The 22,539-nt window shown below is 55.0% G+C and carries 16 protein-coding genes; 8 read left to right on the forward strand and 8 right to left on the reverse strand.

Annotated elements, in window-relative coordinates; genetic code table 11:
• Window positions 1-56 precede the first annotated feature (56 nt).
• Window positions 57-1,346: an NAD(P)/FAD-dependent oxidoreductase gene (locus tag KJI95_RS14955; RefSeq protein ID WP_214507996.1), complete on the forward strand. Its 1,290-nt coding sequence runs from the start codon at window positions 57-59 to the stop codon at window positions 1,344-1,346.
• An 82-nt stretch (window positions 1,347-1,428) separates the two neighbouring features.
• Here KJI95_RS14955 and KJI95_RS14960 read toward each other — a convergent pair whose 3' ends face one another.
• Entirely contained in the window at window positions 1,429-2,091 is a 663-nt protein-coding gene (locus KJI95_RS14960) for a response regulator transcription factor (RefSeq protein ID WP_214507997.1), read from the reverse strand.
• A gap of 200 nt (window positions 2,092-2,291) precedes the next feature.
• Complete coding sequence (locus KJI95_RS14965; RefSeq protein WP_214507998.1) at window positions 2,292-2,717, reverse strand: acyl-CoA thioesterase; 426 nt, start codon at window positions 2,715-2,717, stop codon at window positions 2,292-2,294.
• 331 nt (window positions 2,718-3,048) lie between these two features.
• On the opposite strand from KJI95_RS14965, the gene KJI95_RS14970 reads away from it, so the two are divergent.
• Window positions 3,049-6,441 (forward strand): glycosyl hydrolase family 18 protein, encoded by a 3,393-nt coding sequence (locus KJI95_RS14970; protein WP_214507999.1) that lies wholly within the window; start codon window positions 3,049-3,051, stop codon window positions 6,439-6,441.
• Window positions 6,442-6,520: 79 nt separating this feature from the next.
• Entirely contained in the window at window positions 6,521-8,149 is a 1,629-nt protein-coding gene (locus tag KJI95_RS14975; RefSeq protein ID WP_214508000.1) for a lytic polysaccharide monooxygenase, read from the forward strand.
• 111 nt (window positions 8,150-8,260) lie between these two features.
• Here the strand turns inward: KJI95_RS14975 and KJI95_RS14980 are convergent, their stop codons facing one another.
• The gene (locus KJI95_RS14980) at window positions 8,261-9,322 is read right to left on the reverse strand and encodes a 3-deoxy-7-phosphoheptulonate synthase (RefSeq protein ID WP_214508001.1); all 1,062 of its coding nucleotides are present in this window, start codon (window positions 9,320-9,322) and stop codon (window positions 8,261-8,263) included.
• A gap of 149 nt (window positions 9,323-9,471) precedes the next feature.
• Window positions 9,472-10,284, reverse strand: a complete 813-nt coding sequence (gene ppsR, locus KJI95_RS14985) for a posphoenolpyruvate synthetase regulatory kinase/phosphorylase PpsR (protein ID WP_214508002.1) — start codon at window positions 10,282-10,284, stop codon at window positions 9,472-9,474.
• 124 nt (window positions 10,285-10,408) lie between these two features.
• On the opposite strand from ppsR, the gene ppsA reads away from it, so the two are divergent.
• The 4 genes from ppsA (at window position 10,409) to KJI95_RS15005 (ending at window position 17,209) form a co-directional block, all read left to right on the forward strand.
• Window positions 10,409-12,778: a phosphoenolpyruvate synthase gene (gene ppsA, locus KJI95_RS14990; protein ID WP_214508003.1), complete on the forward strand. Its 2,370-nt coding sequence runs from the start codon at window positions 10,409-10,411 to the stop codon at window positions 12,776-12,778.
• 127 nt (window positions 12,779-12,905) lie between these two features.
• Window positions 12,906-15,929 (forward strand): D-2-hydroxyglutarate dehydrogenase YdiJ, encoded by a 3,024-nt coding sequence (ydiJ, locus tag KJI95_RS14995; protein WP_214508004.1) that lies wholly within the window; start codon window positions 12,906-12,908, stop codon window positions 15,927-15,929.
• A 138-nt stretch (window positions 15,930-16,067) separates the two neighbouring features.
• The gene (locus KJI95_RS15000; protein ID WP_214508005.1) at window positions 16,068-16,685 is read left to right on the forward strand and encodes a DUF1285 domain-containing protein; all 618 of its coding nucleotides are present in this window, start codon (window positions 16,068-16,070) and stop codon (window positions 16,683-16,685) included.
• Between the two features lie 110 nt (window positions 16,686-16,795).
• Complete coding sequence (locus KJI95_RS15005; protein WP_214508006.1) at window positions 16,796-17,209, forward strand: MarR family winged helix-turn-helix transcriptional regulator; 414 nt, start codon at window positions 16,796-16,798, stop codon at window positions 17,207-17,209.
• Between the two features lie 285 nt (window positions 17,210-17,494).
• On the opposite strand, the gene KJI95_RS15010 is transcribed toward KJI95_RS15005, so the two are convergent.
• Both KJI95_RS15010 and KJI95_RS15015 read right to left on the reverse strand, forming a co-directional pair.
• The gene (locus tag KJI95_RS15010) at window positions 17,495-17,845 is read right to left on the reverse strand and encodes a hypothetical protein (protein WP_214508007.1); all 351 of its coding nucleotides are present in this window, start codon (window positions 17,843-17,845) and stop codon (window positions 17,495-17,497) included.
• Window positions 17,846-18,072: 227 nt separating this feature from the next.
• Window positions 18,073-19,107: a Glu/Leu/Phe/Val dehydrogenase dimerization domain-containing protein gene (locus tag KJI95_RS15015; RefSeq protein ID WP_214508008.1), complete on the reverse strand. Its 1,035-nt coding sequence runs from the start codon at window positions 19,105-19,107 to the stop codon at window positions 18,073-18,075.
• A 256-nt stretch (window positions 19,108-19,363) separates the two neighbouring features.
• On the opposite strand from KJI95_RS15015, the gene KJI95_RS15020 reads away from it, so the two are divergent.
• Window positions 19,364-19,807 (forward strand): DUF4826 family protein, encoded by a 444-nt coding sequence (locus KJI95_RS15020; RefSeq protein WP_214508009.1) that lies wholly within the window; start codon window positions 19,364-19,366, stop codon window positions 19,805-19,807.
• Between the two features lie 167 nt (window positions 19,808-19,974).
• On the opposite strand, the gene KJI95_RS15025 is transcribed toward KJI95_RS15020, so the two are convergent.
• Complete coding sequence (locus tag KJI95_RS15025) at window positions 19,975-21,093, reverse strand: cupin domain-containing protein (protein ID WP_214508010.1); 1,119 nt, start codon at window positions 21,091-21,093, stop codon at window positions 19,975-19,977.
• Window positions 21,094-21,142: 49 nt separating this feature from the next.
• On the reverse strand, window positions 21,143-22,513 hold the full coding sequence (gene purB, locus KJI95_RS15030; RefSeq protein ID WP_214508011.1) for an adenylosuccinate lyase: 1,371 nt from the start codon (window positions 22,511-22,513) through the stop codon (window positions 21,143-21,145).
• Window positions 22,514-22,539 lie beyond the last annotated feature (26 nt).

Below are 22,539 nucleotides of genomic sequence, written 5' to 3' on the forward strand. Positions count from 1 at the left end.
GACCGCTTGTTGGATATGTCGCTAACATCCGTAAAAAATAAAAAACGGAGTTATCCATGCAAGCTCGCTGCGCGTCCTACTACAACGCCACTATCAAGCACGAAACCGATTATCCGGCGCTGGTGGGGGACATTCAGGCAGATGTAGCCATTATCGGCGGCGGTTTTACCGGTGTGAATACCGCACTGGAGCTGGCCGAGCGGGGTTACAGTGTGGTCTTGCTGGAAGCCAACAAAATTGCCTGGGGCGCGACCGGCCGAAACGGCGGTCAGGTCACAGGTTCATTATCGGGCGACAACGCCATGACCAAACAACTGAGAAACCGCATCGGCGCTGAAGCCGAAGATTATGTGTGGTCGCTCAGGTGGCGGGGTCATGACATCATCAAACATCGGGTGGCCAAGTACAATATCGACTGCGATTTGCGCTTTGGCCACCTGCATACCGCATTCAAGCCCGCTCACATGGATGAACTTAAGTCCATGCAGGCGGAGGCTGAGCGGCGCGGCATGGGTGACATGCTGACGCTGGTCGAAAAACACGAGATGCCTAACTATCTCGAATCGCCGCTGTATCACGGCGGTCTGCTCAATAAAAAGAACATGCACCTGCACTCGGTCAACCTCTGTATTGGTGAGGCGAGGGCGGCTGAAAGTTTGGGCGTGCGGATCTTTGAAGGCTCGCAGGTGCTCGACATAGTCGATGGCGTGCGCCCAGTGGTGAAAACCGCCATGGGCAGCGTGACCGCCGACAAGGTGATGATAGCCGGTAACGCTTATCACAAGCTTGGGCGCCCCAAACTGCGCGGCATGCTGTTTCCGGCATCCCTTGGCAATTGCGCGACGGTTAAGCTCAGCGATGAGGTTGCCAGGGCCATCAACCCCCATAACCTTGCCGTGTACGACTGCCGTTTTGTGCTGGATTATTATCGCCTTACCGCCGACAACCGCTTGATGTTCGGCGGCGGTACCAACTACAGCGGCCGTGACCCCAAAAACGTGGCCGACGAGCTGCGTCCGGCGATTGAGCGCACCTTCCCGCGCCTCAAAGGCGTTGAGATTGAGTTTGCCTGGGCCGGTATGGCCGGGATTGTAATTAACCGAATTCCCCAGCTTGGCAAAGTCTCGGAGCACGTGTACTACTGCCAGGGCTACTCAGGCCATGGCGTGGCGACCAGCCACATTATGTCCGAGATCATGGCCAAGGCTATCGATGGCGATTTACGGGAATTTGGTCTGTTTGCCGGCATGAAGCACTGGCGCATTCCGCTTAACGAATGGTTTGGTAATCAGGCGCTTGCCATCGGCATGCTCTATTACCAGCTGCGCGAAAGCCTGCGGGGCTGAAGCCCGACGTAAGCAAGGCGCAACCAAGACGCAAAAAGGCCGCACTCTATGCGGCCTTTTGATGTGTCTGGCGAGTGATTATTTAACCCAAATCCACCTTATCCATTTCCAGCTGCTGCAGGGCAATTACTGCCTGTGTGCGGTTGCGCACCCCAAGTTTTCTGAAAATCGCGGTGGCGTGGGCCTTGATGGTGGCTTCAGACACGCCCAGATCGTAGGCAATTTGTTTGTTGAGCAGCCCTTCGGCAAACATTTGCAGCACACGGTATTGCTGCGGCGTCAGCTCTGAGAGTTTGCTTGCCATCTGATCTGTGCCGTCTTCTTCTATCCGGATAAGTTCAATGCCGGCCGGCAGCCAGATATCGCCATACAGCACGGCGGTCATGGCTTCGGTGAGGGTTTCCATCGAGGCTGACTTGGGGATAAAACCGGCGCTGCCGTAATGAATGGCGCGGCTGATGGTCTGGGTGTCTTCGTGGGCAGAAATCACCACCACCGGGATATCGGGGTAGTGGGAGCGAAGATGAATAAGGGTCGAATAGCCGTGGGAGCCGGGCATCTGCAGATCCAGCAGCACCAGATCGTAATCCACATCCGCGCCCCCGAGCACTTGCTCCAGCGCATCGGCGCTGTCTGCTTCAAACCAACGGGTGTCGGCAAAGGCGCTGCTCAAAGCCTGACGCAGGGCATTGCGAAACAAGGGGTGATCATCGGCAATGATGATATTGAGATTCTCGAGTTTCATGTTGCAGGGTTCTTATTGTTCTTAATCGTGCTTTGAACCCAATGTAACAGAAAAGAGAGACAGGATCCTATGGATTTATCCGCAGTAAATACTTTAAATCCATAGGTTTTCCATAAGCTTAGACTAAAGTTGTATATCTGATTTTCGATCTCGAAAGCGGCCTTTCTGGTCAGAAGGTCGATTTTTCGGTGAAATTATGGTCAGTCGTGCTCCCAGACGCGGGTCGGCTTGCGGTTTTCATCTACCGCCACAAAAGTGAATACGCCGCGAATCGCATGCTCGCGTTTGTCCTGATACATGTCCTCGACAAAGATGTTCACTTCCACTTTAAGGCTGGTGTTACCCACATGAATAACCCTGGCAATCAACTCGGCAAGGCTGCCGGCGGGAATGGCTTTATTGAAGTCAATCCGGTCGGAGCTCACGGTGACCAGGGGTTTACGGCAAAAGCGGGTCGCGGCGATAAAGGCGGTTTCATCCATCCAGGCCAATGCTTCACCACCAAAGAGGGTGTTGTGATGGTTGGTGTTGGAAGGAAATACCGCCTTGATCACCCGCGCTTCGGCGCTGTCAATTCGTTTGGCGATGGCGTCGGGAAAGGGGCTTTGGGTATCGGTCAGTGGCATACGGCAACCTTGGGTTATGCACAGCAATAAATGGCGCGCAGTATAAGGGTTTCGTTACCGCCACGCCATTTTGTAAAGCGTATGCCACATCAATAACTGTATTTGAATGCAATTTTCGCAAGCTTTTTACAAAAATATTCACCTTTAAATTCAGTAATATCGAATATTCACGATCAAAATGTAATCAATTTACAACTTTATGTGGTTAACTTTTTGTTAAATCGGGGCTAAGTTAAAAAAACCGAAGCTGTTCCTCAAGGCAATTCGGCCGCGTACCCGCATTGCCGGGATTCGGAAAAACACAATTAAAGCAATAACTGAGGTCCTGAGTATGACAATTTACCCTAACCGCGGTCGCCCTCTAGGCGTTCACCGCCTGGCGTTGTGCACGGCGCTTGCGCTGTCTGCAACCACAATCCACCCGGCATTTGCCGTCGACTGTCAGGGCATTGCCCCCTGGCAGGCAGCCTCTGTGTATGCCACGCCAACCAAGGTGACGTACAACAGTCAGCTGTATCAAAACAAATGGTGGACCCAAAACGACAATCCGTCGCAGTCAACCGAGTGGGGCGTATGGAGCTCACTTGGCAGCTGTGATGGCGTGTCACCCAATCAGCCACCGGTCGTTGCAATCAGCTCACCTGTGCAAGGCAGTAAACTGAGCCCAGGCGAAGTGGTTGAACTTATTGCCGCAGCGTCCGATCCGGACGGCACGGTTGCAAGTATCAGTTGGTTTGCCAATGGCGCGGCCATCAGCTCGCCCTGGACCGCCTCCATCACTGGCGCTGTTGAAGTCGTTGCCAAAGTCGTCGATGACAAGGGCGCCGAAAGCGAAGCCAAGGTACAAATCAGTGTTGAAAACAGCGCCAATTTACCGCCTGTGAGCGACATTCTTTCGCCGGCAAATGACAGCGTTGTCACCGAGGGTGAGGCGGTGTTGGTGTCTGTTGAGGCGAATGACGCCGACAGTGGTGATGCGGTAAAACGGGTCGAGCTTTGGGTTAATGGCAGCCGCGCGCTGAGTGACAGCGCCGCGCCCTGGCAATTCAGCTGGACACCCGCCACCGCCGGCAGCTATCGCCTGCAAAGCCGCGCCTTTGATGGCAGCGGCGCAGAAGGGCGCTCGGCCGAGGTTAATCTCACCGTCGGCGTGGCCAATCAGGCGCCAGCTGTAAGTGTCAGCGCTCCGGCAAACGGTTTTACACTTGCATCCGGAGCCACTCTTACCCTGAGCGCCGCTGCCAGCGATGCCGATGGCAGCGTAAGCTCGGTGAGTTTCTATGCCAACGGCAGCTTGATTGCCGTGGATGATGCCGCGCCCTATGAAGTGAGTTTCGCTCCTGCCGATGGCAACCTGAGTCTGCAGGCGAGCGCGGTGGATAACGCCGGGCTTGAGAGCCGCTCTGTGGCCGTGACTGGGTTTGTTGGCGATATGCCAACCGATCACGAGGCCTGTCGCCCCGAAGGACTTGTTGGTAACTCGCTGTATTGTTTGGTGTATGACGAGCAGGGCCGCGAGAAGATGGGGGCCGATCATGCCCGCCGGGTGATAGGTTATTTCACCTCCTGGCGCACCGGCAAAAACGGCCAGCCATCCTACCTTGCCAAGGACATTCCCTGGGGCAAAATTACCCACATCAACTATGCCTTTGCCCATATTGATGCCAATAACAAGGTTTCTATCGGCAATCCACAGGCCATCGATAATGCGGCCACCAACATGAGCTGGCCCGGTGTCGCGGGCGCGGAAATGGACCCGGGATTCAGCTATACAGGTCACTTTAACCTGCTGAACAAGTTCAAAAAGCAGCATCCCGAGGTCAAAACACTGATTTCCATCGGTGGCTGGGCCGAAACCGGCGGCTATTTCGATGACAGCGGCAAGCGGGTGGCGAGCGGCGGTTTTTATGAGATGACCAAGACCCAGGCCGGTATCGACACCTTTGCCGACTCGGTGGTGGCGTTCCTGCGCAGCTACGGCTTTGATGGCGCCGACATTGACTATGAATACGCCTCGTCCATGGGCAAGGCGGGAAATCCCGATGACTTCTGGATCTCCGAGCCGCTGCGTGGCTCGCTGTTCAAGCAATACGATGCGCTGATGAAAACCCTGCGCGAGAAGCTCGATGCGGCCGGCCGTGAAGATGGCAAGCACTATCTGCTGACCGTGGCCGCGCCTGCATCAGGTTATTTGCTGCGAGGCATGGAAGCGTACCAGATGACCAAATATCTGGATTACGTCAACATCATGAGCTACGACCTGCACGGCGCCTGGAACGACTTTGTTGGTCACAACGCGCCGCTGTATGACACGGGTCTTGATGCCGAGCTTGCCAAATGGAGCGTGTACAGCACGGCTCAATATGGCGGGATTGGGTATCTGAATACCGACTGGGCTTATCATTATTTCCGCGGCTCACTGCCTGCCGGTCGCATCAACATCGGCCTGCCTTACTACACCCGTGGCTGGCAGGGTGTGAATGGCGGCGACAATGGTCTGTGGGGGCTTGCGCCTGCGCCGGATCAAAATGCCTGTCCGACCGGTACCGGCGAAGGTACGGCCAACTGCGGCTACGGCGCGCAGGGTATTGATAACCTCTGGCACGACCTGGACAGCAATGGCAAAGAGATTTTTGCTGGCTCCAACCCCATGTGGCACGCCAAAAACCTCGAAGCCGGTGTATTGCCAAGCTACCTTGCGGCTTATGGTCTGAATGCGGCTAACTCCGCCCATCAGCTGAGCGGCGTGTATCAGCGTCACTATGATGCAACAGCGGTTGCGCCCTGGCTGTGGAATCCGCAGAAAAAGGTGTTTATTTCCACCGAAGATGAAGAGTCCATGCGCGCCAAGGTGCAGTATGTGGTGGATAAAGGCATTGGCGGCGTGATGTTCTGGGAGCTTGCCGGTGACTACAGCTGGTACCCTGAGCGCAATGGTGGCAGCGGTGAGTTCTTTATGGGCGATACCCTGACCAGCATTGCCTACAATGCCTTTGCCAGCGCAGCGCCATATGGCAACGCCATCGGCAGTGGCACTAAACCTGCCGAGTCACTCTCGCTCAGCGCGAGCCTGTCGGGCTTTAAAGAAGGGGATAACAACTACCCCATTACGCCAACCCTCACCATAGTCAACCAAAGCAGTGTCACCATTCCGGGCGGCGCCGTGTTTGAGTTTGATATTTCCACCGCCACCTCGGCGCAGATAAGCGATCAGTCAGGCCTTAACTTAAGCGTGATTAAGGATGGCTCCAATGCGGCCGGCAATAATATCGGCGGCCTTGAGCAGGAGTTCCACCGCGTTAAGTTTGTGCTGCCAAGCTGGAAGTCACTCGCCCCGGGCGCAAGTCTTGATGGCACCATCAAGTACTATCTGCCTGTGTCTATGCCCTCCAACTTTACCGTCAGCTTTGGTGGCAAAACCTACGGTTTTGGCACTGGCAGCGGCGGTAACGGCGATGGCACCACGCCGCCGCTGGACTGTAATGCAACACCGGACGACCCGGCGTGCAGCACAGCCCCTGTGGATAGCTGCACATCCAAAGCCATTGATGCTGCAAGCATTCCTGCTTACCCCAACTTCCCTCGTACCGACTGGGCCGGTAATCCAAGCCATGCCCTTGGCGGCGATCGCATGAAAAATGCCACCGCCGTGTACGAGGCCAAGTGGTGGACCAGCACCGAGCCTGGCAAGAGTGCCGACTGGGACTTTGTCTGCAATATCTAATCTCACCATAAAGGCGCCCACGGGCGCCTTTTCCTCATGCCCGAGCTGACCAAAGGGCAAAGGATTGGAGGATATATCAATGAGTAAACATAAGCTTATCTTGTCGCTTGCCTTGCTTGGAGCAAGCTCACAAGCGCTGGCCCATGGATTAATGGAGCACCCCAAAGCACGGCAGCAGTTTTGCGCCGAGCAGGGCGGTTACTGGTGGCCTGCAGATGGCAGCGCCATCCCCAACGCCGCTTGCCGCGCCGCATTTCTGGATTCCGGCACGGTGCAATTTGTTCAAAACCATGAGTTTTCTGCCAACGTTGCCGATTTTCGCAATATGGCGGCGGTAACCTCGGTCGTCAGTGATGGCAAGCTTTGCGCCGCGGCAGATCATGCCAAACGCGGTATGGACTTGCCCAGTAGCGATTGGCAGCGCACGCCCATGACGGTAGCGCCCGATGGCACCATGGAAGTGTTGTTTGCTGCCCATACGCCCCATAACCCAAGCTTTTGGCAATTTTATTTGTCACGTCCGGATTTTGATGCTGCCGCTGAGCCGCTTAGCTGGGGCAAACTTGAGCTTATCGATGAGCTAGGCGATCAGCCCATTACTGTTATCGGTGATAAAAAATATTACCGGATGCAGATTAAGGTGCCGGCAGGCCGCAGCGGCAAGGCGACCCTGTACAGCCGCTGGCAGCGTGACGATGTGGCCGGTGAGGGCTTTTATAATTGCGCCGACATAGTGCTTGGCGATGGCACAGAACCTTTGCCGACGCTGAACTCGCTCGGCAGCTATATTCCTGCCGGGCTTATGGTGTCGGCCGGGGATGAGCTCTGGTTTCGGGTGTTTGATGGCGATGGTCGTGAGAGAGTCTTTGAGCGCCGCACTCTGACCGCAGCCGAAGTTACCTCGGGCGCGTGGACGAAAAATCTCGCGGCACAGGTCACGCTCGCAAGCCCGCTGGTGCAGATTGGCGCGAAGTGTGCCGATGGCAGCGTGGGCTATTCAGATGCACTGGCTGAAAATCAGGTATGGACCAGAGAGGCTGGACTCAGCTATCGGCTTGACCTTAAATCCGCGCCGCCCGCACTTGCGCTCACTGGGCTTGAGGCAAACTATCGCCTCAGTGGTGGCAAGGCGCTGGTGAGTTTCAGCATTGAGGCGAGTAAGGCGGTAAACGCTGAGCTTGCGCTGTTAAAAGCAGGCAGCACAGTGCTTACTGAGAGCCTGAGCCTGCCCGAAGGCAGCACGGCCAGAACGCTGACGTTAACGGCGGCCGGGGAGTATGAGCTTTCGCTCACGCCCACATCAGCAGCAACATCGTCCGCTGCAACAGCGTCAGGTGATGCGCCGCTTCGCGTGCGCTTCAGCGTGAGCAGTGATGATAGCTGCAGTGTAAGCTCTCCGGATGCGGCAAATTATCCTGAGTGGCAGGCGGGCAAAGCCTATAACAGTGGCGATAAGGTCAGCTTTAACTCGCTCATCTGGCGTGCCAAATGGTGGACTCAGGGCTCAGCGCCTTCAGTAAGCAATAGTGCCTGGACGTTGGTGAGTGATGTGGTGCTGCCATGGGACACGGCGGCGCCTTACAATCAGGGCCAGCGGGTGAGTTTTTCAGGGCACCTGTGGCAGGCGCTGTGGTGGACAAGGGGCGAGACGCCCGGCAACAGCGGTGCCTGGCAGGATCTGGGACTGTGGCAGTGCGCCGCGCCTTAATCTCACCAATCAAGCTGATAGCCGCGAATCAACGCTAATCAACGTTAATCGCGCTGGATTAGACAGCAAAAAGCCTCCATGCGGAGGCTTTTTTATTCTCGGCGGGCGGAATTAGCGCTTCAGCTCGCGGCGGACTCGGGCGGCGGCGGCAAGTGCGCGCAGCAGTGGCTCGGTATCGCCCCAGCTTAAGCAGGCATCGGTAATCGACTTGCCGTAGCACAGGCTTTGGCCTTCAACCACGGCCTGATTCCCTTCTTCGATAAAGCTTTCAGCCATGATCCCGGCAATGGCAGTGGAGCCAGCGCGAATTTGTGCCATCACATTTTCAGCCACTTCCAGCTGCTTTTTGTGATTCTTTTGGCTGTTGCCGTGGGAGAAGTCAATCACCATGCCGGTGTCGATACCGGAGGCTTTGAGCTGCTCATGGGCCTTGTGTACATGCTCCTCGGCATAATTCGGGGCTTTGCCGCCGCGCAGAATAATGTGACCGAAGGGGTTACCGTGGGTGCGGTACACCGACATGTGGCCGTCCTTATCGGGCGAGTAGAAGATGTGCGGTACTTTGGCGGCGCGCACGGCGTCTACGGCGATATTGATGTTGCCGTCGGTGCCGTTTTTAAAGCCGACCGGGCAAGACAGTGCCGAGGCCATTTCGCGGTGGATTTGGCTTTCGGTGGTGCGGGCACCAATGGCACCCCAGGTGATAAGGTCGGCGATGTACTGACCGTTCACCATATCCAAAAACTCGGTGGCGATGGGCAGTTTAAGCTCGGTAATTTGCTGCAGCAGGTGACGCGCTTTACGCAGGCCCTTGTTGGCGCTGAAGCTGCCATCGAGATCCGGATCGGAAATCAGGCCTTTCCAGCCGACAATGGTACGCGGCTTTTCAAAGTAGACCCGCATCAGGATGCAGAGGTCTTCTTTGAGTTCAAAGTGCAGTGCAGACAAACGAGACGCATAGTCCAGCGCCGCTTCGGTGTCGTGAATAGAGCAGGGACCGATGATGACGAGCAGGCGTTTGTCTTCGCCGGTGAGAATGGCTTCCACCTCACGGCGCTGGGCCACCAGATAATCGGCCGCATCCTGGGTCAGCGGGTATTCCGCCGCCAGCTGCGAAGGAGAAATTACTTTACACAGAAGGGATGTACGTAGTTCGTCAGTCTTGATTGTCATTCAGCATACCGGTATTCGTGCGGGCTTATCGCCAGATTGAACCGGATTATAACCAATAGTGACGGGCTGCACAGTGCCGATTGGGCAATAAATCGACAACCGTGCAACGAATTTGATTTAAGTTAGATCCAAAATCCGCCGAAGGTGGCTTAGAACATGTGCCGCTCGAGGCCTGTCATATCAAGAATTTTGGTGGCAATTTCTTCCACCGAGTGATTGGTGGTGTCTATATAAGGAATGCGTTCCTTCTTAAACAGCATTTCCACCTCTTTGACTTCAAGGCGGCACTGGCGCAGGGACGAGTAGCGGCTGTTCTCCATCCGGCTTTGGCGAATTTCCTGCAAGCGCACCGGATCGATAGTCAGGCCAAACACCTTATGTTTGTTGCGCTTCAAAGCTTCAGGCAGCTTTAAGTTATCCATGTCATCCTCAGTAAAAGGATAGTTCGCGGCCTTTACCCCAAATTGCATCGACAGATACAGGCTCGATGGGGTTTTGCCGCAGCGGGACACGCCGCACAGGATAATGTCGGCTTTATCCATGTGTTTTAAGGTCTGGCCGTCGTCATTTTCCATGGCAAAGTTAATGGCATCGATGCGTGCTTCATAACTGTGATTGGCTTTGCCGTGGGTGCGATGCAGCACCGGCGCTGCGCTGACGCCTAATTGTTGTTCAAGTGGCGCCACGAAGGTGTTCAAAAAGTCATAATCCAGCCCTTCGCTGGAATAGATAACCTCTCTTATCTCCGGCTTTACGATGGAATGAAATACCAGCGGCCGCTCACCTGTTGTAATAAAACTATCATTTATCTGCTTTTTTACCGCCTCGGCTTTGCTGTTTGTTTCGACAAACGGGATGGTAATTGCTTCAAATTCAATGGGAAATTGTGAAAGTACAGCATGGCCGAAAACTTCTGCCGTGATAGCGGTTCCATCGGAAATGTAGAAAACTTTACGAGCCATACCAACCTCATGTAGTAATAAAATTACAAATAAAATTATAGATTTACGCTGATTGCACCGAAGTGTAAAATGCCGCTGCCCCGGTGTGAAGGGGCCAACCATATAAACATGCGGAGATAGAACTGTGCAGCAATATGTACTCTGGTATCAGGAATTGGGCATGGGCGACGTCAACAAGGTTGGCGGCAAGAACGCTTCCCTTGGTGAGATGATCAGTAATCTGGCCAACGCAGGTGTTCAGGTTCCCGGTGGCTTTGCGACCACGGCTCATGCTTTTAATGAGTTCCTTGAGCAAAGCGGAGTAAACCAGAAGATTTATGACATTCTTGACACCCTGGACGTCGATGATGTTAACGCACTGGCGAAAGTAGGTGCACAGATCAGACAGTGGGTTATCGACACCCCTTTCCAACCCGAGCTTGAAAAAGCCATTCACGACGCGTACAACAAGTTAGCCAGCGAAACCAAGGATGCATCCTTCGCCGTTCGCTCATCTGCTACCGCGGAAGACATGCCAGATGCCTCTTTTGCCGGTCAGCAGGAAACCTTCCTGAACGTGAAGGGCTTTGATGCCGTATTGGTGGCCATCAAGCACGTATTCGCTTCTCTCTTCAACGATCGCGCCATTTCTTACCGCGTTCACCAGGGTTATGACCACCGCGGTGTGGCTTTGTCTGCCGGCGTGCAGCGCATGGTACGCTCCGACAAGGCCTCTTCCGGTGTGATGTTCACCATCGACACCGAATCCGGTAACGATGACGTGGTGTTCGTGACCTCTTCTTACGGCCTGGGTGAAATGGTGGTGCAGGGCGCCGTTAACCCAGACGAATTCTATGTTCACAAACCAACCCTGAGCGCCGGCCATCAGGCCGTGGTTCGCCGCAACATCGGTTCCAAGCTTATTCAGATGGTCTACTCAGACGATCTTTCACACGGTAAGCAGGTGAAAATTGAAGATGTTAGCGTGGAAAACCGCCGTCAGTTCTCTATCAACGATGCTGAAGTGATGGAACTGGCCAAGCAGGCCATCATCATCGAAAAACACTATGGTCGTCCGATGGACATCGAGTGGGCCAAAGACGGTAACGACGGCAAGCTGTACATAGTTCAAGCCCGTCCTGAAACCGTGCGTTCACGTGAAGACGTGCAGCTGATTGAGCGTTATCACTTAAAGAGCCGCGGCGCTGTCATAAGCGAAGGTCGCGCCATCGGCCACAAAGTGGGCAGTGGTGTTGCCAAGGTGCTGAAGTCCATTGATGAAATGGACAAAATTCAGCCAGGCGATGTACTGGTTACCGACATGACCGACCCGGATTGGGAACCTATCATGAAGCGCGCCAGCGCCATCGTGACCAACCGTGGCGGCCGTACCTGTCACGCGGCCATTATCGCCCGTGAACTGGGAGTGCCTGCCGTTGTAGGTTGTGGTGACGTGACCGACCGTATTCAGAACGGCCAGTTGGTGACTGTATCCTGCGCCGAAGGCGACACCGGCTTTATCTACGAAGGCAAACAGGAGTTCGAAGTGATCTCCAGCCGCGTGGATGCCATGCCTGCGCTGCCAATGAAGATTATGATGAACGTGGGTAACCCGGACCGCGCCTTTGACTTCGCCCGTCTGCCAAACGAGGGTGTGGGTCTGGCCCGTCTTGAATTCATCATCAACCGCATGATTGGTATTCACCCCAAGGCGCTGCTTGAGTTCAACCAGCAGGAAGCTGCCCTGCAGGAAGAAATCAACGAGATGATCGCCGGTTACGACTCACCGGTTGAGTACTACGTAGCCCGTCTGGTTGAAGGTATTGCCACTATCGCGGCCGCCTTCCATCCGAAGAAGGTGATTGTGCGTATGTCTGACTTCAAGTCAAACGAGTATGCCAACCTGGTAGGCGGTGACCGCTACGAGCCGGAAGAAGAAAACCCGATGCTGGGCTTCCGCGGCGCCAGCCGTTATATCTCTGAATCGTTCCGTGACTGTTTTGCCCTCGAGTGTGAAGCCATCAAGCGCGTTCGCAACGACATGGGCCTGAAAAACGTGGAAATCATGATCCCGTTCGTGCGCACTTTGGGTGAAGCCGAGCAGGTGATTGAACTCCTGAAAGAACAGGGCCTGGAGCGTGGTAAAGACGGTCTGCGCGTTATCATGATGTGCGAGCTGCCATCCAACGCGCTGCTGGCCGAGCAGTTCCTTGAGCACTTCGATGGCTTCTCCATCGGCTCTAACGACCTGACGCAGCTGACCTTGGGTCTGGACCGTGACTCTGGCATCATCAGCCACCTGTTCGATGAGCGTAACGATGCCGTGAAGGCGCTGCTCGCCATGGCCATCAAGGCTGCCAAGGCCAAGGGCGCTTACGTGGGTATTTGTGGCCAGGGTCCATCGGATCACGCCGACTTCGCCGCCTGGCTGGTGGAGCAGGGCATTGATACCGTGTCATTGAACCCTGACACTGTGATTGATACCTGGCTGTACCTCGCCGAAGCCCACGGCTAAGGCCAGTTCGGGTAAAGACCTGGGTCACATAGATGCAGGTTTTTACCTGACCGTAACAAAAGCCGCTTTTTAGCGGCTTTTTTTTTGTTTATCATGCCGGAACAAAACAACAACACAGACGCCGTGCATGTTACCCCTGCTTTCTCACCAGCAAACCCTGGAACCTGTTTATGCTGCCTTTTTAGCAGCACTCGCCCCCCAGTTTGAGGGCGATATCGATAGCCGTTACAGCGCCCGTATCGTTCAGGCAACCGATAACTCTGTGTATCAATTTTTGCCTCAGGCGGTGCTGTATCCCAAAAGCAGCGACGATGTGCAGCGGGTAATGAAGCTTGCCGCCAGTGATGAGTTTCGCGAGGTTGTGTTCAGCGCCCGCGGCGGCGGCACCGGCACCAATGGCCAATCACTGACCCACGGTCTTATTCTCGACTTGTCCCGCTATCTGAATAAGGTATTGGAAATCAATGCCGAAGAAGGCTGGGCGCGGGTGCAGGCCGGGGTGGTGAAAGATGCGCTCAACGATGCGCTGTTGCCCCACGGCTTCTTTTTCAGCCCGGACTTGTCGACCTCCAACCGCGCAACCCTGGGCGGAATGATTAATACCGATGCCTCGGGCGCAGGCTCGCTGGTGTACGGCAAGACGTCAGATCATGTGCTTGGGCTCAAAAGCGTACTGATTGATGGCTCTGTGCTCGACACAGCGCCCATGGCGGCTTCGCTGCTTACCTCGGTGAATGAGCAAAGCCTCGCCGGCAGGCTGATATCTGCTATCTCCACAGTGTGCCGCGACAAGCGGGCGCTGGTTAAACAGCGCTTCCCCCGGCTTAACCGCTTTTTGACCGGTTATGATTTGGAGCACGTGTGGGATGACGACCTGACCCAGTTCGACTTGAGCCGTATTCTCACCGGCTCTGAAGGCACGCTGGCGGTGATAGTCGAGGCCAAAATCAACCTCACGCCGCTGCCCAAACACCGCGCCATGGTCAATATCAAGTACGATTCCTTTGAGTCGGCGCTGCGTCACGCGCCATCGCTGGTGGCCGCAAACGCCACCGTGGTGGAAACCGTCGACTCCAAAGTGCTTGGTCTTGCCCGTGAAGACATTGTCTGGCATTCGGTCAGTGAGCTTATTCAGGAAGTGCCCGGCAAGCGTATCGATGGCCTCAATATGGTCGAATTTGCCGGTGATGAGGCCGAGGTAAGGGCAAAACTGTCGGCGCTTGAAGCGGTGCTTGCAGAGCAAATCGAAAACGGCGAGTGCGGTGTGGTGGGTTTCCAAAGCACCCACGATAAGGGCAGCATCGAGAAAATTTACGCCATGCGTAAAAAGGCCGTGGGCCTTCTTGGTGCCACCAAGGGTAGCCGTAAACCCATCGCCTTTGCAGAAGACACAGCCGTGCCGCCGGAGAAACTCGCCGACTTTATCATGGAATTTCGTGCGCTCCTTGATGGCCATAAACTGCAATATGGCATGTTTGGCCATGTGGATGCAGGTGTGCTGCACGTGCGGCCTGCGCTGGATATGTGCGACCCCTTGGATGAAAAGCTGCTGCGGACCATTTCCGATGAAGTGGCGGCGCTCACCCTGAAATACGGCGGTTTGATGTGGGGCGAGCACGGCAAGGGCGTGCGCGGCGAGTACGGCCCGTCGGTGTTTGGCGACGAGCTTTATGGCGTGCTGCAGGACATCAAGGGCTGGTTTGACCCGGACGATCGCTTAAACCCCGGCAAGCTGGTGGCGCCAAAGGATAAGGGCGAGCTCTTTTACAATGTTGACAGCGCCAAGCGCGGCAGTTTTGACCGGCAAATTCCCGTTAAAGTGCGTGAAGCCTTCCCGGATGTGATGAACTGTAACGGCAACGGCCTGTGTTTTAACTACTCGGCCTATTCGCCCATGTGTCCGTCGTTCAAGGCAACCGGCGATCGTATTCAATCCCCAAAGGGCCGCTCGTCGCTGATGCGCGAGTGGCTGCGGCTCCTCGAAGCCGAAGGCGTGGATGTGGAGGCGCTTGCCAAATCCAAGCCGCTTGGGCTGCTGCAGCGGGCGCAAAATACCTTAAAAGCCAAGGAAGAGTATGATTACTCCCACGAGGTGATGGAATCCTTAAAGGGTTGTCTTGCCTGTAAGGCCTGCTCAGGTCAGTGCCCGGTCAAGGTGGATGTGCCCAAGTTCCGCGCCCAGTTTTTCAATATCTACTATCAGCGCTACCTGCGTCCGCCCAAAGACTATCTGGTGGCCGGCATTGAAGATGCGCTGCCCCTGATGGCCAAGGCTCCCAAACTGGTGAATGCACTGTCGCAAAACAGCCTGTCCCAGTGGGTGATTAAAAAGGCCATTGGCTATGTGGATGCGCCCAAGCTGTCGGTGCCGACTCTTAAGCAGCGGCTCGATAGTCATCCAAGCCTTGGCTACGACCTTGATTCGTTAAAGCGCATTCCGCAAACCGAGCGTCGCCGCTATGTGTTGGTAGCGCAGGACCCGTTTAACAGTTTTTACGATGCAGGTTTGGTGTATCACTTCGTAAAACTGATTGAAAAACTCGGTTTTAAACCTGTACTGCTGCCCTTTAAACCCAACGGCAAACCGTCACACATCAAGGGATTTCTCGATAAGTTTGCCGCCACCGCAGGCTCGGCAGCGGCGTTTTTCAACGAGCTTGCCAGATTGAATATTCCTATGGTGGGCGTGGATCCGGCCATGGTGCTGGTGTACCGCGACGAATATAAGGTTGCACTGGGTGATAAGCGGGGCGATTTTAACATTCAGCTGGTGAACGAGTGGCTGATGGACGTGATTGGCAGCATGCCATCACGGGATGCCTGCGGCCGCAGCTTTACTTGGTTCAGCCACTGCACCGAATCCACCGCCAAGCCAGGTACCGCCAAGGAGTGGAGCCACATTTTTGCGCATTTCGGCGCGGCCCTGAAGGTGAAAAACCTTGGCTGCTGCGGCATGGCCGGCACCTACGGCCACGAGCTTGAAAACCTCGAACGCTCACAAAAGCTCTACGATATGTCGTGGAAAGAGGGCATTGAGGCGACCTCCCGTGAGCAAATTCTGGTATCGGGTTATTCGTGCCGCTCGCAGGTAAAGCGCTTTTCCGGTTTCAGGCCCAAGCATCCGCTGGAAGCCCTGCTTGAGCTGGTGTAAGCGCTGGTATAAGCGCGGGTATCTCTGCTGGTGTAAGCGCTGGTATAAGCGCGGGTATCTCTGCTGGTATAACGGCGAGAAGGATGACTAATATTGATAAAAGGCCCGCAGGGGCCTTTTTTGTCACGGAGCGGATGAATGACACATAAAGCTGACAGCAACTCTGCCCAATTGGTTGCAGAAGCACTCACCGAGCTTGGCGTGAGCCGCAACCCGAATCTTGGCTCTAATCCCTCACTTCATCAAGACCTTAAGGGGAGGGACGAGCCAAAGCTTTGCTCGCCTGCGCCGCTTTTTCATATCGATGCCGATGGCCACTGGCATTATCAGGGTTCACCGCTGCCTGATAAGTTTGCCAGGCTGTTTATAACGATACTTCGCCCCGAGCCTGCGGCCATCGCTACGGAAAAAGCTTTGGCAAAAAGCATGACGTCAGCACCGCCTGAACTTACGAACGGGCACGCAAACGACAGGCAGAGCGCTGCGAGCGATGAACCTGGCTGGCAGCTGGTTACGCCGTTTGAGCGGGTAAGGGTATCGGTCAGCCTCGCGCCTGTGATTATTGTGGATGTTGAGCCGACTGACAGCGGTTATCTTCTCACCTCAGTGCTTGGCCACGAATACACTGTGCCGAGCGCCGCGATTGAACCTGATGACAAGGGCGTGCGTATTCATTTGCCGGACGGGCTTTTGGGCGCCATGAGCCGCAGCTGTTATTACCGCTTTGCCGAGCTTTTGATTGACGACCAAAGTTGAAATTGCGCTGCCCGCCTAGTTTATTGGGCTTTAGGTGATAGTATTAGTTGAGGTGGTCAGGAAAGCTCACCCGTGCCTGAACCCTTGTGTTGTCACTGAGGAGGTGCTGTTTGAATCGTCAGGAAAGTCTTGGTTATCTGGTGTCCCATCTCAACGTGGCCATTGCCAACGAGCTGGATCAACGCCTTAAGCGCTATCAGCTGGATATCAAACTCTGGCCGGTGCTGTTTGCGCTGTGGCAGGAGGAGGGGATTTCGCAGACTGAGCTGTCAAAGCGCTGCGACGTCGCCAACTACACTATGACCCGGCTTTTGGATCAGCTGCAGGTACAGGGGCTCATTACCCGTCATCAGGAAGCCGATAACCGCCGTGCGTTTCAAATATTTCTTACCGACGAGGGTAAGGCGCTGGAGCAGGACTTAATTCGCGAAGCGGAGCGGGTGAATGAGCTGTTTATGGCAGAGCTTGACAGCACTGAGCAGGAAACCCTGATGCAACTCCTTATCAAGATAAACCGACTGTAAACCTTCGTTACGCCCGCAAAACGCGTTCGCATCTGCAAATTTTCTCTATTTCGCTTCATAGTGCATTTGGTCGGTGTTTTTGCTCATTGCCTCTTGGGTTTTGTCGTTCATTGTTTCAGCTCATCCATTCAGTCCATTCAGCCCGGCACTGCCATGCCGAAGCTATCCTCTGTGCCTCAATGCTAATGCGGGAAAAACGCAGCAAAAAAACACGCGACAAAAAAGGCTGCACCTTTGGCAGCCTTTGCTTGGCTCTTGCATCGCTTTGGATAATTGTCCGGGAGCCTATACCTGCATGGTCAAAAGCAGCAGCGAGCCCAAAACCCCAAGCCCCAGCAAGCCTTGCCACAGCATAGCCCGTGACCTGTGCAGTTGCTCTTTGCCTTGTTTAAGGCTCGCAACCAGCTCGCCTTTTTTGTAGATGCGGCACATGATCTCTTCGGTTTGTGGGTCAATCAGCAGCTGAAAACGCGCCCGGTGGCCGTCGTGCAAAGGGATGCTGTGCTCGCTTTGGCCGCCGAAATTCAGTTTGCTCGACACCATTTTGCCATTCACAAACACACGCTCGAGACCAAACCAGTCGCTCGCCTTCAGCTCGACACAATCCTGATTGAGACAGTACTTGAATGAGATCATTACACGCTCCGTCCTGTAGGGGGGCTTCTAAGTCAAGCAAAGGGATGATGGCTTTGCCAGTGGTTTGGCAAAGACTTTTAGTCGAATATCCCTATCCCGCTGACAGGTCTGGATAATTTGATTGGGAAAAAATTTTTGCGTGGCAGCTGGGCATTTAAGGCTATAAAAGAGAAGAGGGAAGTCTAGGACTTCCCTCTTCATTCTGCGCTGATGATTGATATCAGAGCTTATTTTTTAGCGGCATCAATGATGGCGCGGGCCATTTCGTCGGCAACGGCAGCGGTGGTGCGGTTTTGCGCATCAGCTGCGGCGAAGATGGTCAGCAGGGTATCGTAAATCTTTTCGACTTTGGCCGTAGACTTGGCCGCATCGTAGTTGTTTTCAAAAGAGACGTTGATAATGCCGCCGGCGTTAATCACATAATCAGGGGCGTACAGAATGCCCATATCTTTAAGGATCTGACCATGGCGCGGCTCGGCCAGCTGGTTATTGGCGCAGCCTGCAATGATTTTGGCTTTCAGCAGCGGCAGGGTGGCATCATTGATGGTGGCACCAAGGGCGCAGGGGGCATACACATCAACATCCTGTACGTAGATATCCTGCGGCGCCACCACAGTAGCACCAAACTCGGTGGCCACGCGGTCAAGGGATGGCTGATGGATATCGGTGACGATAAGCTTGGCACCGGCGTCGTGCAGGTGTTTACACAGGTAGTAACCCACGTGGCCCACGCCCTGAACAGAGATGGTCAGGCCTTCGAGGCTGTCGCTGCCGCGCTGATGCTTAACCGCGGCCTTGATGCCAAGGTAGGTGCCAAGGGCGGTGAAAGGAGACGGATCGCCACTCTTGCCTTCAAGACCCGCCATGTAGGGCGTTTCCTGATGGGCAATCATGATATCCGCTGTGGTGGTGCCAACGTCTTCGGCTGAATAGTATTTGCCACCCAGGGTGTTGATAAAGCGGCCAAAGGCGCGGAACAGTTTTTCTCTGTCCTGGGTCTTGGGATCGGCGATGATCACCGACTTGCCACCGCCCATGGTCAGGCCGGCCAGGGCGTTTTTGTAAGTCATGCCGCGGGAGAGGCGCAGCACATCGGTCAGGGCTTCGTCATCGGACTGGTAGTTCCACATCCGGCAGCCGCCGACGGCTGGACCAAGGTTGGTATTGTGAACCGCGATAATTGCCTTCAGGCCACTTTCCTTGTCATGACAGAAAACCACCTGTTCATGCTCGTCAAAAGATACATGATTGAATACAGCCACGTTTGAGGATCTCCGCATTGGCGATAAAAATGCCGCAGGCGCTGTGCCTGCGGTCGTTATATTTATTGCGAAACCATAGCATTTAGGGATACTCTCAACCAAGCCCAAGGGTCGATTTATTGTGAACTGCGTGGCAATTTTGCTTTCCACTTTACGTCAACGTAAAGTTATGGCAGTCTCACAGCGAGCCCGTCCCATCAGAATGCCCATTCAACGCGGCTGTTTGCACGGTATAACAATAAGATAGGAAAGAAGTATGTCTGAGCCAATTCAAGAGCCACAAGTAGATACAGCAGCACCCGATCAAGAGGCTCTGCGTCAGGAATGGGTTCGTACCCAGTTTCAGAAGGCCAACCGTTTTCTGGCCGAAAAAGGTATTCTGCCCGGCAAGGTGCTGGTGGATGAAAGCCGCTACCTTGCGCCCTATGTTGCTGTGTGGAAAATGGAAGCGCAAAAGCCTGCCAAGCAGCTTTTTTGGGTCATGTCCGGCGATGTGCCGACCGATTATGTGGATGTGAAAGTGGCCAAAACCGCCCGTGATGCGCTGCGCCATTTCTCGATGATGTGGCAGCTTAAGGCTGAAAACCTTATTCAGTCCGGTGCGGTGAAAGATCCAACCCAGGCCAAGTTTGCTAATCTGCTGATTTCCCGCGCCGAGAGCCTGTATAAAATTCAGGCCGACGAGAAGCTATGGGGCTGATGCGGCTTAAGTGCTGCCGCTTGACATAAGAAACCCGCAGCGGCATAAAACAAGCGGCATCGGCTTAAGATCCCAGCAAAACAAAAGGCACCCAAGGGTGCCTTTTGTGTCTCTGTTGCTTTTGTGCCTGACAAGCGTCTGGCACTGAGTCCTCAGATATTTGGCTGTTACTCTTCTGCGAGGTAGTAATAGCCGGACTTGAGCATCTGCACGAAAAACGCCTGCCAGTGCGGCGTAAGTGCAAGCTCGGCGTCCACCACCACGTCATTGGCCACCGCAATGAGCTGGTCATCGCTCGCGCCATCAATCACATAGGCTTCACCGGCGATAAAGAGGCGCGGCGCGCTGTCGCCCTGCATGCGCAGCACTTTAAGGCCGCCGATGCGGCGAAGCAGAGCGCCGTCATCGAGCGCATCCGCAAGCTCATCGGCATCCAGCGATTCGTCTTCCTGCACATCAAGCTCAAAGCGGTTCTGGCTTAAGAGCTTACCAAGCAGCTTGGCAACCGTGTCGCCATCGTCACACAGCTCCCGAATGAGCGCCATAATGCCCTGTTGCTCGGCAAGGCTTACCACGCCGTGACTCTCGGCACCGGGGCTTGAGATAAATCGCTTGTGGCCCTTGTCTTCGTCCATCAGCTGATCGGCGATTTGGCCGGCAAGCTCCTGTTGGCTGGGGGCACGGAACCCCATGGAGTAGGACAGCGCCAATGTGAGGGTTTCGCCCTGGTGGGGGAAGCCGGGCGGAATGTAGAGCACATCGCCTTTTTCAAGCACCACATCGATGATGGGCTCAAAATCTTCAATCAGCATGGAGTTTGGGTTACCACCGCGGCGGCTGTAGTTGCCCTTTGGCCCCACGGTCCAGCGGCGACGGCCTTCACCCTGAATAATGAACACATCGTAGTTGTCGATGTGTGGCCCAACGCCGCCGTTTGGCGTGGCAAACGACACCATCAGATCGTCAAAGCGCCAGTCCGGCAAAAAGCGGAATGCTTCGACCAGGGGCTGTGCGTCGGGATACCAGTGGTTAACGGCTTGCACCAACAGCTGCCAGCCTTCTTCGCCAAACTGGTCGTAATCCTCAAAGGGGCCGGAAATCACTTCCCAGTCATCGCCCTTGGTGACCACCACGCGGCTTGAGATCTCTTCTTCACAGGCAAGGCCTGCCAGCTCGTCGGCGGCGATAGGGTCGACAAAGTCGGGGAAAGCACCTTTATAAACCTTGGGAGCTTGTTGCCAGTCGTTGGCCAAAAAGGCCTGGGTATCGAAATTGAGCTTGTACATAGGTTAAAAAAGGCGGCTTGGTTTCCCGCGCCGCCTCTCCATCAGTGGATTAGATAAGGTCGTCCACGAAGGCTTCGGCGCGGCCGATGTAGCTTGCCGGCGTCATCTTCTTGAGCTCGGCTTTCACCGGCTCAGGCAGTTCGAGGCCATCGATAAAGGCAGCCAGCTGCGGGCCATCGATACGCTTGCCACGGGTCAGCTCTTTCAGCTTCTCGTAGGGCTTTTCGATGCCGTAACGGCGCATCACGGTTTGTACCGGCTCGGCCAGTACTTCCCAGTTGCTGTCGAGTTCAGCGGCCAGGCTTGCTTCGTTCACTTCCAGCTTGCTGATCCCCTTGAGCGTCGCCTGATAGGCGATGATGCTGTGGGCTACGCCCACACCCAGGGTGCGCAGTACGGTGGAGTCAGTCAGATCGCGCTGCCAGCGGGAAACTGGCAGTTTGGAGGCCAGGTGCTGCATCAGCGCGTTGGCGATACCCAGGTTGCCTTCGGAGTTTTCGAAGTCGATAGGGTTAACCTTGTGCGGCATGGTAGAAGAGCCGATTTCGCCGGCGATGGTCTTCTGCTTGAAGTGACCCAGGGCAATGTAACCCCAGATGTCACGGTCGAAGTCAATCAGAATGGTGTTGAAGCGGGCGAGGGCATCAAACAGCTCGGCGATGTAATCGTGCGGCTCAATCTGCGTGGTGTAAGGGTTCCAGCTAAGGCCGAGGCTGGTCACAAAACGCTGGGACAGCGCATGCCAGTCAACTTCAGGGTAGGCAGACAGGTGGGCGTTGTAGTTACCCACGGCGCCGTTGATTTTACCGAGGATTTCCACGGCCTTGATGTGGGCAACCTGACGCTCAAGACGAACCACCACGTTGGCCATTTCTTTACCAAGGGTGGTAGGAGAGGCTGGCTGACCGTGGGTGCGTGACATCATGGGCACGCTCTTGTAGGTCTTGGCCAGCGCCTTGATGGCATCGATGATTTTCTGGCAGTAAGGCAGCAGCACGTCTTCGCGGGCGGCCTTGAGCATCAAACCGTGGGACAGGTTGTTGATGTCTTCAGAGGTACAGGCAAAATGCACAAACTCGTCAACGGCCTTGAGCTCGGTGTTGTTGCCAAATTGCTCTTTAATAAAGTACTCAACCGCTTTCACGTCGTGGTTGGTGGTGGCTTCAATGGCTTTCACCCGCAGGGCATGGGTTTCGCTGAAGTTGTCTTTGATGCCATCGAGCAGTGCCAGTGCTTCTTCGCTGAAGGGCGGCACTTCTTCGATTTCGGGGCAGCTGGACAGCAGCTTGAGCCAGTTGATTTCAACCTGAACCCGATACTTGGTGAGACCGAACTCGCTGAAGATCCCACGCAGTTCGGCGGCTTTGCTGCCATAGCGGCCGTCGACCGGGGAGATAGCTGTCAGTGCGGAAAGTTCCATTGATAAGCTCCTTAATGGAAAGGCTT

It is taken from the genome of Shewanella jiangmenensis (assembly GCF_018596335.1).
GTDB classification, from domain to species: Bacteria; Pseudomonadota; Gammaproteobacteria; order Enterobacterales; family Shewanellaceae; genus Shewanella; species Shewanella jiangmenensis.